This is a genomic window from Nitrospinota bacterium (assembly GCA_016208975.1).
GTDB lineage: Bacteria > Nitrospinota_A > UBA7883 > UBA7883 > JACRLM01 > JACQXA01.
Map to the genome: position 1 here is coordinate 1,592,630 of JACQXA010000004.1, position 13,669 is coordinate 1,606,298.

The window sequence follows — 13,669 nt, forward strand, 5'->3', positions numbered from 1 at the left end:
AGCGCCAGCGGGGCTTTTGTAGCGTTCCCTACAATTTGTAACGGTCCCCACATGTCTAATGCCCACCTTTTACACACCAACCTAATAGGGGCGCCCACAAACTTCTTCGCCTCGCCCGCTTTCAACGTCTCGCCTGTCCCGATACACATTAACGGTGTGAGGGAGATGAACCACCAGCTGTTCGAGACGCTCAAAAGGTTCGGCAGGGAAGACGCCACCGGGGTTTTCATGGAACACATGCGGGTGATGTTCGACCTGGAGCCGGATGAGGAGAAAAAAGTGGGCAAACGGGTTTTCCGGGCCAGTTACCTGCGGCTTTTGCGCGGCTGGCTGTTCGATTCCAACCGGCCCGAGGGCGCGGTGATGAAAGGATGGGCGGAGTCCCGTTTCGGCCTGCTCCCCCTGTACCACGGCGAGCCCATCCAGGGGATAAATTCCCCCTCCTACTGGAGCTACATGATGGACAGGATGAGCCCCAGGTTCCACAACAACTCCATATTCGCCCAGTTCGACCTGTTATACGAGTTCGCCCAGTATTACTTGGAACGGTTTGTGGACGGGGAGGGGAAGGTAACTCTGTACCGGGGCGCCAACGATTTGAAACGGGAAAGCCAGATCGTGGAGAAACGGGAGAAACGGCTCTGGATAGTGCGCAACAACAGTCTGGCCAGCTATACCTCCAGCCTTGAACGGGCTTCCGAGTTCGGCGACACTATTTTGAAAATCGAAGCGCCCCATTCGAAGATCCTCTGCTTTCCGGAGCTTCTGCCGGAACGTATCCCCAGGTCGGAAAACGAATACATAATCCTGGGCGGGGATTATATTTCAGAAGTGGTGGACATACTGTAACCGCAGGAAATACGTGGGTTAACTCTCCCGCCCTGAAATATGCAACCCAGCCACGCCGGTGATAATCATCACCACAAAGAACAATCTGGCCAATGTCACCGGCTCCCGGAACCAGGCCATGCCAATTATTACGATTAAAGCCGTGCCCAGCCCGCTCCATATGGCGTAGGCCACGGACACGTCTATCCGCTTCAAGGCCATTGTAAGGGCCGCCAGGCTTAAGCCGTAGAACACGAACATCACAACCGAGTAGAGCGGTTTTGTGAACCCCTCCGCCATCTTGGCGGACGTGGTTCCGCATACCTCCAGCAATATGGCGAGGGTCAGGTATGTCCAACTCATATTTACTCCTGCCGATAAATTTTAAGTGAGCCGAAGTTTCAGATATTACATATACCGGCCGACCAGCCGGGGGGGCAAATAAAAAACCGTACCCGGGTTTAGCCCCCGTCCCATAGCAGGGTTTATAAGCGCCTCGTCATTTGACAGCCGCCCCAAAAGGGCCTAAATGTAAGTTAGCGCTCACTTACATAACAAAGGAGGCGTTGTGGCGGGAAAACCGGCCAAGGCGGGGGAGGCCAGCAGGGCCCGGATAATATCGGCGGCCATGGCCATAATCGGCAGGCGCGGGGTGTCCGGCCTTACCACTGCTCTTATCGCCCGCCAGTCCCGAATGTCCGAGGCCAACCTTTACAGGCATTTCAAAGGGAAAGATGACATTTTGCGCGCCACGCTGGAAAAGGTGTGGCGGGACATAATGGGCAACCTCTCAAAGGCGGCGGAGGAGGCGCGGCCCCCTTCCGAGGCGTTAAAACTTTTTATACAGCGTCATTTTGAATATGTGGAAAAAAACCGGGCTGTCCCCAAAATCATATTCTCCGACGAAATCCATGTTCTAAACGCGGGTCTCCGGAGAGCTCTAAACGCCAACATGGGCAAAGTGTCCTGGGCCATGGGCCAGATAATCCGGGAAGGCCAGGAGAAGGGGGAGTTTCGTGACGATGTGAGGGCCGAGGAGCTGGCGATGATGTTCATCGGGCTGGGCCAGTCGGTGGCGTTGCGGTGGTCGCTGGGCGGGCGCCGGGAATCCATCCGGGAGATGGGGCTTTCAATGTGGCGCAATTACGAAAAACTGGTATGCGTTCCCGGCGCTGGCAAGAGTTGAATATTATGTTCTGGACAATAAAAGCGGTGGTTTTGGGCGTTGCGCTGGCCGCAATTCCGGCGGCGGCCCTCGCGGAGGATTTGGGGGCGCTGGCGCTGGAGGATGTGATACGCATAGGGATGGAGCGGAGCCCGCAGGTTAAAGCCGCGGATGAGGGGGTCACAGTGGAGGCGGAATCCGAAAACGTGGCACGGGGTGAACGGTGGTTCCGGGTTGACGCCCAGGCGGCGGCCACCAGATACCGGTACGACTCTCCGTTAACGCCCATCTCCGGAATCCCCGGTCCCGGCTCCACTTTCCCGGACTTCGCCAATCCGGTGTATGACGCCGTCCTGTCATTTTCGTTCCCGCTTTACCGGGGCGGCAGGCTGGAGCGAAACGTGGCCATCGCCGGATTACGCAGGGATGTGGCGGAGAACATGGCCGTCCTGGCCCGGGAGGAGCTTAAGTTCAACCTGACCAGCGTTTATTACAAGATCTTGCAACTTCAACGCTCCAGGGTCTCCGGCGAATCCACGGTGAAACAGCTGGATGCCCATTACAGGGACACTGGGCTTTTCGTAAAAAGCGGGGCCGCGGCCAGGCTGGACCTTTTAAAGACCGACGCCGAGCTGAAACGGGCGCAACACAACCTGATATCCATAGAGAACGGCATATCCGCCACCATGGAGACGTTGCGGGCTCTGATGGGGATGGACGATTCCATCACTTTCACTCTCAAGGAAGCCGAAGGGGAATTCACGCAGGCTCCGGGGTTCGAGGAAGCTTTAGGCAAAGCGCTTGCGGCCCGGCCGGAAATTTCTGCGGCCAGGAGCAGGGGCCGCATATTAGAGGAAAAAGCCGAGGCCACCTGGGGCAAACATCTGCCATCTGTGACGGTGACGGCGGATTACGGCGGCCGGGCGGCGGATGATGGAAAATTCAACGAGAACTGGACGGCGTCCCTGAAAATGGCCGCGCCGGTGTTCGACGCCGGAATGACCAGCGCGGAAGTGGCGCGGGACAGGGCGGAGCTTATGAGAGCCAGGGAGGAGTTGAGAGGGCTGGAGCTTAACGTGAGAAGAGAGGTCAAAGAAGCGAGCCTCATGATGGATACCTCCGGGAAAAAAGTGGAAGTGGCCCGGGCGGCGGTACAGTCGGCGGCTGAGGCGTTGAGCGTGGAAAACCTTAAATATGCCGCCGGGGCGGGATCCACCCGGGATGTGTTGGACGCTTCGGCGACCCTGTCCCGCGCGGAAGCGGAATATCACCAGGCGATATACGAAAAGAATGTGGCCGGGGCCATGCTGGAGAAGGCCATGGGCGGCGGGTTGGATGCGACTGGAGGCTCCCGATGAAAAAGAAAGCGGTTGTTCCCGCGTTGGCGTTGGCGCTGGCCTTGGCCCTTGTGGCCGTGTATCTGGTCACGCGGGATGGGGCTGGCGGCAATTCCATGAGCCTTACGGGCAACGTGGAGGTGGTGGAGGTGGACGCCGGGTTTAAAACCGCCGGGCGGGTGGCGGAGCTATTCGCGGACGAAGGGGCGCAAGTTAAAAAAGGCGGCGCCCTGGCCCGTCTTGAGAGCGAGGAACTGGCCCAGGCCGTGGAGCTGAGCCGGGCGTCGCTTATGGAGTCGCAGGAGCGGCTGGCGGAGCTTAAAAAAGGCTCCCGGCGGCAGGAGATAGAGCAGGCGAAGGCCGCGCTGGGCCAGGCCGAGGCGGACCTTACGCGGGCGGAGAAAGAATTTGAAAGGGCCCGCTACCTGTTTGAAAGCGGCGCCGTGGCGGAACAGAAACTGGACGACGCGCGCCGGGCGATGGATGTGGCGGTTATGGCGCGCAAACGGGCCGCCGAGGCGTTGAACCTTGTCGAGGAAGGGCCGCGCAAAGAGATCGTGTCCGCGGCGGATAACCGGGTGAAACAGGCTGAAGCGGCGTTGAAGATGGCCGAGGTGCGGTTTAAGGATTCCACACTTGTTTCGCCGGTGGATGGGGTGGTGACCAGAAAGCATGTGGAGTCCGGCGAAACCATATCCGGCGGCGCGGCGGTTTTCACCATAGCGGACCTGCAAAAACCGTGGGTGAGGGTTTATGTGAGCGAGGAGCGGGTAGGGCAGGTGAAGCTGGGCCAGAAGGCGGAGGTTTCCACGGATTCATATCCTGGCAAGAAATATCCGGGGGAGATAACCTACATAGCTTCCGAGGCGGAGTTTACGCCAAAAAACATACAGACAAAAGAAGAGCGGGTGAAGCTTGTGTTCGCCGTAAAGATAAAGGTGAAGAACGACAAACAGGAGCTAAAGCCCGGGATGCCCGCGGACGTGAGGCTTTTGCCCAATGAATGAGGATTACGCCATCCGGGTGGAGGGGCTGGGAAAAAATTTCGGTTCCGTGGCCGCCGTGAAGGATTTGAACATGGCGGTCAGAAAAGGGGAGCTTTTCGGGCTGGTGGGGCCAGACGGGGCCGGGAAGACCACTGTGATGCGCTTGTTGGCCGGCATTATGGAGCCCACGGCGGGAGAGGCGTGGATAGCAGGTTTCCCCGTGACAAAGGAACCGGAAAGAGTGAAGGAGCGCATCGGCTACATGTCCCAGCGGTTCGGCCTTTACGAAGACCTGACCGTGGAGGAGAACCTGGAGTTTTACGCCGACCTGTACGAGGTTCCAAAAAGTGAACGCCCCGCTCGAAAGGAGCGCCTGTTAGGGTTCAGCAATCTTGCCCCCTTCAAGGATAGGCTGGCAGGGGCCCTGTCCGGCGGGATGAAACAAAAACTGGGGCTGGCATGCGCCCTCATCCACACCCCGGAGGCGCTATTGCTGGACGAGCCGACTAACGGGGTGGATCCGGTGTCCCGCCGGGATTTCTGGCGCATCCTTTACGGATTGCTCAAGGAAGGGGTTACCGTCATCGTCACCACCGCGTATCTGGACGAGGCGGAACGGTGCGGAAGGGTGGGGTTTTTAAGCGGCGGTTCGATAATCGTGACCGATGACCCGAAGGCCCTTAAAAAATCCCTGGGCTGTCCGATGGTGGAGATAAACACCCCGTCGGCCCGGTCCGCCGAATCGCTTATTAAAAACCTGGCGCCGGTGAAAGCGGTGAACGCTTATGGCGACCGGTTTCATGTGGCGCTGGACCGGATGGAAAGCCTGGGGGAAGTGACAGGCGTTTTGGAGAAAGCCGGGATGAAAGTGGAGGGCGCACGGGAAATCACCCCGTCGCTGGAAGACATTTTCATATCGCGGGTGGGCGGGGAATGAACAACAACCAACTGGCCGTTACCGTAGAGGGGCTAACCCGCAAGTTCGGTAAATTCGTGGCGGTGGACAATATAAACCTGGCCGTGCGGCGGGGTGAGATATTCGGGTTTCTCGGCCCCAACGGCGCGGGTAAATCCACCACCATAAAGATGCTTTGCGGGATTCTCAACCCTTCCGCCGGGAAAGGGGAGGTGGGCGGGCTGGACATCATGACCCAGTCCGAGGAGATAAAGAAAAACATCGGCTACATGTCCCAGCGGTTCTCCCTGTATGACGACCTGACGGTGGAGCAGAACCTGGATTTTTTCCTGGGTATATACAACGTGCCCAGGGAAAAAGGAGAGCCGCGGAAGGATTGGGCGCTATCCATGGCCAGCCTTGCGGACCGGCGGGGCGCGCTAACCGGGATATTGCCCGCTGGGGTAAAACAGCGGCTGGCGCTGGGGTGCGCCATTCTCCACGAGCCTGCCATACTTTTCCTGGACGAGCCCACCTCCGGGGTGGACCCGATTTCCCGCAGGAACTTCTGGGACTTAATCTACGCCATGGCCGAGGCGGGCTCCACCGTGTTCGTGACCACCCATTATATGGAAGAGGCGGAGTATTGCGACCGGCTGGCCCTGATATACCGGGGAAAGATAATCGCCGAAGGGACGCCCAGGGGTTTGAAAGCCGAACGCATGAAACGCAGTGTGCTGGAGGTTTACACCGGCAACCCCGTGGAGGCGCTGGAGGCGGTGAGCCGGGCGGGGCTGGAGGCGGCCATTTTCGGCAGTTCCCTTCACGTTATCGTGGAAGACCGCGCAATGGCCGAGCCGCTTATCCGCGAGGTTCTCCAGGGGGCGGAGGTGGAATTAAGCCATATGGCTGTTATCAGCCCCTCGCTGGAAGATGTTTTTGTGACGCTCATTGAAGAGGCGTAAGCCATGAATGCCGCGCGCGCCCTGGCGGTGGCCAGGAAGGAGTTGATCCAGATCCGGCGCGACCCGCTTAGCATGGCGCTGGCGTTCCTGCTTCCGCTCATGCTCCTGTTCATTTTCGGCTACGCCATATCCATGGACATCAACCATATTAAAACCGTGGTGTGCGACCGGGATTCAAGCCCCGAAAGCAGGTTGGTGATAAACAGCCTCAGCGCCACGGGCTATTTCACCATTACAGGGTACGAGCGGGATTGCGGCAAGATAGACCGGTATCTGGATTTTGGCCGGGCCAGGGTGGCTATCGTGATTCCCGGCGATTTTTCCAGCGCGCTAAAAACCGGCAAGACAGCCGAGGCGCAGGCCATTGTGGACGGGTCCGACGCCAACACCGCCACCATAGCGGTGGGCTATCTGACGGCGGCGTCGGAGCTTGTCGCTGGCAGGCTGTCTGGGGCCCGTTTAAAGCCTGCGGTGGAGCCTAGGGTGCGCGTGTGGTACAACGAGGACCTCAAATCCAGAAACTTCATAATCCCCGGCCTTATCGCCGTCATCATGGCGGTTATCGCCGCCCTGCTTACGTCCCTCACCATAGCGCGGGAGTGGGAGCGGGGCACCATGGAACAGCTTATCTCGACGCCGGTGAAAACGCCGGAGCTTATTTTAGGAAAGCTCATCCCTTATTTCCTCATCGGATTTGTGGACGTGTTGTTCGCCGCGCTGGCCACCATATTCATTTTCGGCGTGGAGCTTAAGGGAAGCGCGATATTGCTTATGGCCCTCTCCAGCCTGTTCCTGTTCGGAAGCCTTAGCCTGGGGATACTCATATCCGGAGCCGCGAAAAACCAGCTGGCCGCCAGCCAGGTGGCGCTGGTGTCCACATTCCTGCCGGCATTCATCCTGTCCGGGTTCATGTTTTCCATACTAAACATGCCTTACGCCATACAACTTGTTACCCATGTGATACCCGCCAAATATTTTGTGGCCATTCTCAAGGGGATTTTCCTGAAAGGGAGCGGATTGAACCTGTTGATGACCGAGGCGGCCGTGCTTCTGGTTTTCGGCGCGGCGGTGTTCGGAGCCGCCAACGCGGCTTTCAAGAAACGGATGGGCTGAACATGATCGAGCGGATCAAACGGATGGTGATAAAGGAGTTCATCCAGATATTCCGGGATCCTAGGATGAAGGCCATGGTGCTGGGCGCGCCGCTGATGCAGATGCTACTTTTCGGCTACGCGGTTACTTTCGACGTGAGGAACGTGCGGCTGGCGGTTTACGATGGCGACATGACATATGAAAGCAGGGAGCTTGTCCGCAGGTTTGAGGCGTCGGGCTATTTCACCCTGACCCGCCGGTTGGAATCGGCTGGCGAGGCGCGGGACACTCTGGACAGGGGCGGCGCCACGATAGTCCTTGTAATGGAGCGCGGATTCTCGGAAGACATCAAAGCCCGCAAGACCGCCATGGCGCAGGTATTGGCCGATGGGACGGATTCCAACACCGCCATGATAGCCATAAGCTACGCCACGGGCATTATAGGCCGTTTCGGAACGGATACGGGCGGGGCGAAGATAGCCGCCATGGCGCGCCCCATGGAGCTTAAAACCCGGGTCTGGTACAACCCGGATTTAAAAAGCAGAAACTACAACGTGCCCGGCGTTATCGCCTTCGTGATAATGCTCCTTAGCCTTCTCCTCACTTCCATGGCCATTGTGCGGGAGAGGGAGATAGGCACCATTGAACAGTTGATGGTAACACCGCTAAAACCCGTGGAGCTTATTCTGGGCAAGACCATACCATTCGCCCTCATAGGCTTTCTGGACATGTTTGTGGTGATAACGGTGGCGGTGTTCTGGTTCGACATACCCATAAAAGGTTCCATAACCCTGCTGGCCGGATGCACCGCCATATATCTGCTTTCAACTTTGGGGATAGGGCTTTTCATATCCACCATCGCCGCCACCCAGCAACAGGCGTTGATGGCCACTTTCCTGATTTTCGCCCCGTCGGTGCTTTTGTCCGGCTTCATGTTTCCCGTGGAGAACATGCCGGTGTTCTTCCAATATGTGACACTGGCAAATCCGTTGAGGCATTTTCTGGTTATCATCCGGGGGATTTTCCTTAAGGGTATCGGGCTGGAAGCGTTGTGGCCCCAGGCGCTGGCGCTATTATTGCTCGGAACCATCTTCCTCACATTAAGCTCCATGAGGTTCCGCAAGAAGCTGGGTTAAAGCGGGGATTATACGGTTTCCACCACGCCGGTCCTGTCCAGGGCGCACACCAGCGCGTGCCACGCCAGGGTGGCGCATTTTATCCGGGAGGGATATTTTCGAACGCCGTCGAAAATAGTGAGTTTCCCCAATAGGCTCCATCCGCCGGGAGGGGCGGCCTCCCCCAGTGTCATGCCGTGGAACTGGCCGAACATCCGCCTCGCCTCATCTTCGGTTTTCCCCTTCACCGAGGCCGTCATCATGGAGGCGCTGGCCTTGGATATGGCGCAACCCGAACCGGTGAAACTTACTTCGTCTATAACTCCATCGGCGTTTAGCCGCACATAAACCGAAAGCCTGTCGCCGCAAAGTGGGTTGTACCCCTCGCAATGGTGGGTAGCCTCCGCAAGCTCGTGGAAGTTTTTCGGTTTCCGGTTGTGGTCCAGAATCACCTGCTGGTACAGGTCTTCGCTGTAACGGGTCATCTGAATATCTCCACAACGGTCCTTATCCCGGCGGCCAGCTCCGAAATTTCCGCGAAGGTGTTGTAGAACGCCATGGAGGCGCGGGTGGTGGCCGGAACACCGAACCGGTCCATCAGCGGCTGGGCGCAATGGTGGCCGCCGCGCAGGGCCAGGCCCCGCCCGTCCAGGATGGTGACCACATCGTGCGGATGCACGCCTTCGAGGGTGAATGAGATGATAGCGGCTTTCCGCCTGGCCTGGCCGATGATGGCAAGCCCTGGTATCTTTTCAAGCTCCGCGTGACCGTATTCAAGGAGGCTCCGCCCGTATTCCTCGATGTTATCCATGCCCAGGGCCTGCACGTATTTTATGGCCTCGGCCAGCCCTATCACCTGCGTTATCGGCGGCGTTCCCGCCTCGAACCGCCCCGGTGGTTTCTTGAAGGTGGTCTTCTCGAAGGTTACGCGCTCTATCATGTCCCCTCCGGTGACGTATGGCGGCATAATGTCCAGCGTCTCCATCCGCCCGTACAAAACACCCAGCCCAGTGGGGCCATAAAGCTTGTGGCTGGAGAACGCGTAGAAATCGCACCCTATGTCCTGTACGTCCACCTTCATGTGGGGCGCGGCCTGGGCTCCGTCCACAAGCGTGTAGGCCCCATGCTCCCTGGCCATGGCTACGATTTCCTTGACGGGATTTATAGTGCCCAGGACATTGGACACATGAGTCACCGCCACTAACTTTACCCTCGGGTTGAGCATGCTACTGTAAATGTCCATGTCCAGCTCGCCGTCATCGGTGACTGGAATGATTTTCAGCGTCGCGCCTTTGGTTTCGCATATCCTCTGCCACGGCACGATGTTGGCGTGATGCTCCATCCCGCTAATAATCACCTCGTCACCTTCGCGCAGGACAAGCCCGCCCAGCGAAACCGCCACAAGGTTTATGGACTGGGTGGCGCCGCTGGTGAAGATTATCCCGTCCGGGCTGGAGGAGTTTACAAACCGGCCCACCATGCGGCGGGTTTCCTCGAAAAGTTCAGTCGCCTCCTCCCCCAGCCGGTAGGAACCCCGGCGGACTGTGGCGTATTTGCCGGTCTCAAAAGCGTACATCCTTTGCGTCACGCTCAACGGCTTCAACGCCGTGGCGGCGTTGTCCAGATATACCAGCCGCGCGCCGTTCATGGTGGCGCGGAGCATCGGGAAATCCCGTCTTGTCCGCTCCACGTCGAAGGTTTGTTTCACAGCTGTTTCATTCATGGCCTAACTCTATTTTCTCGAAGAGTGTTTCCCCTATTCCGGCGGCCCATTCCGGGAACCGCGCCAGAGCCTCGCGCAGGAAGCTTTCCACCAGGGCTTTTATCGCACGTTTCTCCGGTATCCCCCGGGACTTCAGATAGAACAACTGCTCGTCGCTCAACCGCCCTACCGTGGCGCCGTGGGAGCACTTGACGTCGTCGTTGTATATCATCAGGTTCGGTTTGGCGTCGGCCCTGGAACCCTTTGAAAGCAGAAGGCCGTAGACCGTCTGGCGCGACTGGGCTCCGGTGGAGCCCTTGGCCACTATCACTGTGGTGTCCACGCTGGCCCTGGACTGGCCGGAAACGGCGTTGCGGTAGAACTGGTTGCTTACACAGTTGGGCGCGTCATGGTAAACCCTGGCGTAAACATGGGCCTGGCTTTTCCCGCTCACCGCCGTTACCCCTGTTACCTCGGCGCTGGCGCCCGGGCCCGCCAGATGGACCTCCAGGTTGTCTCTGGTGAAGCCTGGGCCGCTGAAGGCCATGGAGCCGTTAAAACTTCCTTCCTCCGCTACGGCCACCGATATTTTCGAGAAATTCCAGGAGCCCGCCCCGCACATCCCTTGGGACATTTGCCGCGCCAATGCGCGAGGCCCCAGCGTAATATCCACCACGGCGCTGGATAGGCATTTGGCGTCGCCGGAGCTTGTGAACATTAATCCGGCTTCCGCCCCTTCGCCAAGCTCCACATAGACCCGGGGGAATGTGGATCCGGTGGAGCCGGGTTTTGGGGCGAAAATACTTTTTATTGTCAGGGGCCGGTCCAGCCTGGCGCCAGGGGACACGAAAACGGCCGCGCCGTCCCGGAAATATGCGGCGTTGAGGGCGGCGAAATAATCTGTCTCCCGCTGGACGCTCTCCATTATGCGGCGGCGGACGGCGAAGTTTTTTATGGCCTCGCTGAGCTGGATAACTTTTACCGCGCCAGCGAAAGCCGAGACATCCGACAAGGTTGCGCTGTAAAAACCGTTGATGAACGTTATGGTTGTATCTCCACCGGAGGATAACCGCATGTGCTTTTCCAGCCGTTCCAGCGCGGCGGCGTGGGGGAAATAAAGCCCTTCCACCTCCATCTGAGGCAGACCGGAAACATCCGCGAATGTGAACATCTCGTGCCGCCTGCCGGGGAATCCCAATATCCTTAACCGTTCCAGCGCGGCGTTGTTTATCTCCTCGAACGCGGGCTCCAGCAGGCCCTGCTCCTTCATAAGGTGGAAGCCCCCAATGGTAGCCCACTCCCTGCCCACAGGCTCTTTTTCGTTGATGCTCATTACTGTTGTATTCATGGCGCCACTCCGGCTCCGGCCAGGATGCCTTCATAACCTTCGGCCTCCAGCCTTGCAACAAGCTCCATGCCGCCGGAAGCCACAATCCGCCCTTCACCCAGTATGTGTACGAAATCCGGCCGGATGAGGGTTAATATCCGCTGGTAATGGGTTATCACCACCAGCGCCGTGTCCGGCCCCTTCAGCGTGTTCACCCCGGTGGCGGCCATTTTCAAAGCATCTATGTCCAGCCCGGAATCCAGCTCGTCGAGGATGACCAGCCTGGGGTTTAACAGGGCCATTTGAAGTATCTCGTTCTTTTTCTTCTCACCGCCGGAGAACCCGTCGTTGACGCCTCGTTCCCTAAACTTCTCGTCTATCCCCAGCGCGGCCATTTTCTCGTCCATCTGGCCGGCGAAATCCAATGGATCCAGCTCTTCTTCACCCAGGCGCGCGCGCCGGGCGTTAAAAGCCATTCTCAAGAATTCGGCGTTGGGCAGGCCGGGTATCTCTACCGGGTTTTGCCACGACATGAAAATGCCTTCCAGCGCCCGCTCTTCCGGCTCCATGGCGAACAGGTCTTTGCCCTCGTAAAACGCCGACCCGCTGGTGACGTGGTATGACGGGTGACCCGCTATCACCTTGGCCAAGGTGCTTTTGCCGGACCCGTTGGGGCCCATGATGGAATGTATCTCTCCCGCCTTTACGGTGAGAGAAATCCCATTAAGAATGTCACTGCCGTTGAACCCGGCCTTAAGTCCTTTTATCTCTAACATCGCTTCCCCTCACGCTATGGCGTTTTCCAGCCGCAGGGCCAGAAGCTTCCTGGCTTCCACGGCGAACTCCATGGGCAGTTGGTTGAACACTTCCTTGCAGAACCCGTTAATGATGGCCGACACCGCCTGCTCCCGGGATATGCCCCTTTGCTGGAGGTAAAAGAGCTGTTCCTCGCTTATCCGGGATGTGGATGCTTCGTGCTCCACCTGGGCGGTTTGCGCCGCCCCTTCTATGTATGGGAACGTGTGGGCAGAGGCGTTGGAGCCTATTATCATGCTGTCGCACTGGGTGTAGTTCTTGGCCCCGGCGGCGTTGGGGCTCATCCTCACCATCCCACGGTAACTGTTGGAGGCGTAGTCCGCCGAGATTCCCTTGGAGATGATCAGCGACCGGGTGTTCTTGCCCAGGTGGATCATCTTCGTGCCCGTGTCGGCCTGTTGATGACCGGCGGTGAGCGCAACCGAGTAGAACTCCCCGGCGGACCCTTCCCCTTGCAGGATGCAGGAGGGGTATTTCCAGGTGATGGCCGAGCCGGTCTCTATCTGCGTCCAGGATATGCGCGAGTTCTTGCCCAGGCACCGGCCCCGCTTGATCACGAAATTGAATATGCCGCCTTTGCCGGAATCGGGGTCTCCGGGGTACCAGTTCTGGACGGTGCTGTACTTTATGGATGCGTCGTCTAGAGCCACCAGCTCCACGATGGCGGCGTGCAACTGGTTTGTGTCGAACTGGGGGGCTGTACACCCCTCTATGTACGACACCCGGCTCCTTTCGGCGCAAATTATAAGCGTCCGCTCGAACTGGCCCACCTCTTCGGTGTTGATGCGGAAATAGGTGGAAAGCTCCATTGGGCAAACCGTGTCCGGCGGAACGTATACGAACGATCCGTCGGAGAACACGGCGCTGTTCAGCGCGGCGTAGAAGTTGTCCCCCTGCGGAACCACGGAGCCCAGGTATTTGCGGACCAGCTCCGGATATTCCCGCACCGCCTCGGAGATGGAGCAGAAAATCACCCCGGCCTCCATTAAGCGCCGTTTGTGGGTGGTGGCAACGCTTACGGAGTCGAACACCGCGTCCACCGCCACGTTGGATAGCCGTTTTTGCTCCTCGATGGGGATGCCCAGCCGCTCGAAAGTTTCCCGTATCTCCACCGGCACTTCTTCTATGCTGGAAAGCTTTTTCTTCGGCTTGGGCGCGGAGAAGTATGAGATGTTGTCAAAGTCTATGTCTGGAAGTCTTAAATTGGCCCATCTGGGATGTTTCATCCCCTTCCATATCCGGTAGGCGTCCAGCCGGAAGTTTAACAGCCAGTCCGGTTCATTTTTCCGGGCGGATATGGCGCGGATGACCTCTTCCGAAAGCCCTTTTGCGAATATGTCGGACTCTATTGCGGTCTTGAACCCGTATTTATATTCCCGCCTGGCGGCCACGGCCTCTTCCAGGCCCGGCGCTGTTTGCGGTTCGTTTCTCATTACTGTCT

The 13,669-nt window shown here is 58.3% G+C and carries 14 protein-coding genes; 8 read left to right on the forward strand and 6 right to left on the reverse strand.

Features of this window, described 5'->3' with window-relative positions; translation table 11 throughout:
• Nucleotides 1-51: 51 nt before the first annotated feature.
• On the forward strand, nucleotides 52-849 hold the full coding sequence (locus HY751_11385; protein ID MBI4666996.1) for an NAD(+)--dinitrogen-reductase ADP-D-ribosyltransferase: 798 nt from the start codon (nucleotides 52-54) through the stop codon (nucleotides 847-849).
• 18 nt (nucleotides 850-867) lie between these two features.
• Here the strand turns inward: HY751_11385 and HY751_11390 are convergent, their stop codons facing one another.
• Nucleotides 868-1,191 carry a multidrug efflux SMR transporter gene (locus tag HY751_11390; GenBank protein MBI4666997.1) on the reverse strand — a complete coding sequence of 108 codons (324 nt, stop codon included), beginning with the start codon at nucleotides 1,189-1,191 and terminating at the stop codon, nucleotides 868-870.
• A gap of 205 nt (nucleotides 1,192-1,396) precedes the next feature.
• On the opposite strand from HY751_11390, the gene HY751_11395 reads away from it, so the two are divergent.
• The 7 genes from HY751_11395 to HY751_11425 are packed head-to-tail and all read left to right on the forward strand — an operon-like array spanning nucleotide 1,397 to nucleotide 8,404.
• A complete protein-coding gene (locus HY751_11395; protein ID MBI4666998.1) occupies nucleotides 1,397-2,014 on the forward strand; it encodes a TetR/AcrR family transcriptional regulator in 618 nt (205 codons plus the stop codon).
• A 5-nt stretch (nucleotides 2,015-2,019) separates the two neighbouring features.
• A complete protein-coding gene (locus HY751_11400; protein MBI4666999.1) occupies nucleotides 2,020-3,351 on the forward strand; it encodes a TolC family protein in 1,332 nt (443 codons plus the stop codon).
• A complete protein-coding gene (locus tag HY751_11405) occupies nucleotides 3,348-4,337 on the forward strand; it encodes an efflux RND transporter periplasmic adaptor subunit (GenBank protein MBI4667000.1) in 990 nt (329 codons plus the stop codon). Before HY751_11400 ends, HY751_11405 begins: the two co-directional genes overlap by 4 nt.
• Nucleotides 4,330-5,253, forward strand: coding sequence for an ABC transporter ATP-binding protein (locus HY751_11410; protein MBI4667001.1), 924 nt, complete (start codon nucleotides 4,330-4,332; stop codon nucleotides 5,251-5,253). The genes HY751_11405 and HY751_11410 overlap by 8 nt, the downstream gene beginning before the upstream one ends.
• Nucleotides 5,250-6,176 (forward strand): ABC transporter ATP-binding protein, encoded by a 927-nt coding sequence (locus HY751_11415; GenBank protein MBI4667002.1) that lies wholly within the window; start codon nucleotides 5,250-5,252, stop codon nucleotides 6,174-6,176. The genes HY751_11410 and HY751_11415 overlap by 4 nt, the downstream gene beginning before the upstream one ends.
• Before the next feature lie 3 nt (nucleotides 6,177-6,179).
• The gene (locus HY751_11420) at nucleotides 6,180-7,289 is read left to right on the forward strand and encodes an ABC transporter permease (protein MBI4667003.1); all 1,110 of its coding nucleotides are present in this window, start codon (nucleotides 6,180-6,182) and stop codon (nucleotides 7,287-7,289) included.
• Between the two features lie 2 nt (nucleotides 7,290-7,291).
• On the forward strand, nucleotides 7,292-8,404 hold the full coding sequence (locus HY751_11425; GenBank protein ID MBI4667004.1) for an ABC transporter permease: 1,113 nt from the start codon (nucleotides 7,292-7,294) through the stop codon (nucleotides 8,402-8,404).
• 8 nt (nucleotides 8,405-8,412) lie between these two features.
• On the opposite strand, the gene HY751_11430 is transcribed toward HY751_11425, so the two are convergent.
• From HY751_11430 to sufB, 5 genes are read right to left on the reverse strand one after another with little or no spacing between them, the layout of a single operon-like run.
• The gene (locus HY751_11430) at nucleotides 8,413-8,868 is read right to left on the reverse strand and encodes an SUF system NifU family Fe-S cluster assembly protein (GenBank protein ID MBI4667005.1); all 456 of its coding nucleotides are present in this window, start codon (nucleotides 8,866-8,868) and stop codon (nucleotides 8,413-8,415) included.
• On the reverse strand, nucleotides 8,865-10,106 hold the full coding sequence (locus tag HY751_11435; protein ID MBI4667006.1) for a cysteine desulfurase: 1,242 nt from the start codon (nucleotides 10,104-10,106) through the stop codon (nucleotides 8,865-8,867). Before HY751_11435 ends, HY751_11430 begins: the two co-directional genes overlap by 4 nt.
• Complete coding sequence (locus HY751_11440; protein ID MBI4667007.1) at nucleotides 10,099-11,433, reverse strand: SufD family Fe-S cluster assembly protein; 1,335 nt, start codon at nucleotides 11,431-11,433, stop codon at nucleotides 10,099-10,101. Before HY751_11440 ends, HY751_11435 begins: the two co-directional genes overlap by 8 nt.
• Nucleotides 11,430-12,188: a Fe-S cluster assembly ATPase SufC gene (gene sufC, locus HY751_11445; GenBank protein ID MBI4667008.1), complete on the reverse strand. Its 759-nt coding sequence runs from the start codon at nucleotides 12,186-12,188 to the stop codon at nucleotides 11,430-11,432. Before sufC ends, HY751_11440 begins: the two co-directional genes overlap by 4 nt.
• Before the next feature lie 9 nt (nucleotides 12,189-12,197).
• Nucleotides 12,198-13,661, reverse strand: coding sequence for a Fe-S cluster assembly protein SufB (gene sufB / locus HY751_11450; GenBank protein MBI4667009.1), 1,464 nt, complete (start codon nucleotides 13,659-13,661; stop codon nucleotides 12,198-12,200).
• Between the last annotated feature and the right edge of the window lie 8 nt (nucleotides 13,662-13,669).

Bases quoted from the DNA above. Each gene is read 5' to 3' on its own strand.
- HY751_11405 (MBI4667000.1), top strand. From the start codon at position 3,348: ATGAAAAAGAAAGCGGTTGTTCCCGCGTTGGCGTTGGCGCTGGCCTTG.
- HY751_11440 (MBI4667007.1), bottom strand. From the start codon at position 11,433: ATGAATACAACAGTAATGAGCATCAACGAAAAAGAGCCTGTGGGCAGG.
- HY751_11430 (MBI4667005.1), bottom strand. From the start codon at position 8,868: ATGACCCGTTACAGCGAAGACCTGTACCAGCAGGTGATTCTGGACCAC.
- sufC (MBI4667008.1), bottom strand. From the start codon at position 12,188: ATGTTAGAGATAAAAGGACTTAAGGCCGGGTTCAACGGCAGTGACATT.
- HY751_11400 (MBI4666999.1), top strand. From the start codon at position 2,020: ATGTTCTGGACAATAAAAGCGGTGGTTTTGGGCGTTGCGCTGGCCGCA.
- HY751_11420 (MBI4667003.1), top strand. From the start codon at position 6,180: ATGAATGCCGCGCGCGCCCTGGCGGTGGCCAGGAAGGAGTTGATCCAG.
- HY751_11415 (MBI4667002.1), top strand. From the start codon at position 5,250: ATGAACAACAACCAACTGGCCGTTACCGTAGAGGGGCTAACCCGCAAG.
- HY751_11410 (MBI4667001.1), top strand. From the start codon at position 4,330: ATGAATGAGGATTACGCCATCCGGGTGGAGGGGCTGGGAAAAAATTTC.
- HY751_11385 (MBI4666996.1), top strand. From the start codon at position 52: ATGTCTAATGCCCACCTTTTACACACCAACCTAATAGGGGCGCCCACA.
- HY751_11390 (MBI4666997.1), bottom strand. From the start codon at position 1,191: ATGAGTTGGACATACCTGACCCTCGCCATATTGCTGGAGGTATGCGGA.
- sufB (MBI4667009.1), bottom strand. From the start codon at position 13,661: ATGAGAAACGAACCGCAAACAGCGCCGGGCCTGGAAGAGGCCGTGGCC.
- HY751_11425 (MBI4667004.1), top strand. From the start codon at position 7,292: ATGATCGAGCGGATCAAACGGATGGTGATAAAGGAGTTCATCCAGATA.
- HY751_11435 (MBI4667006.1), bottom strand. From the start codon at position 10,106: ATGAATGAAACAGCTGTGAAACAAACCTTCGACGTGGAGCGGACAAGA.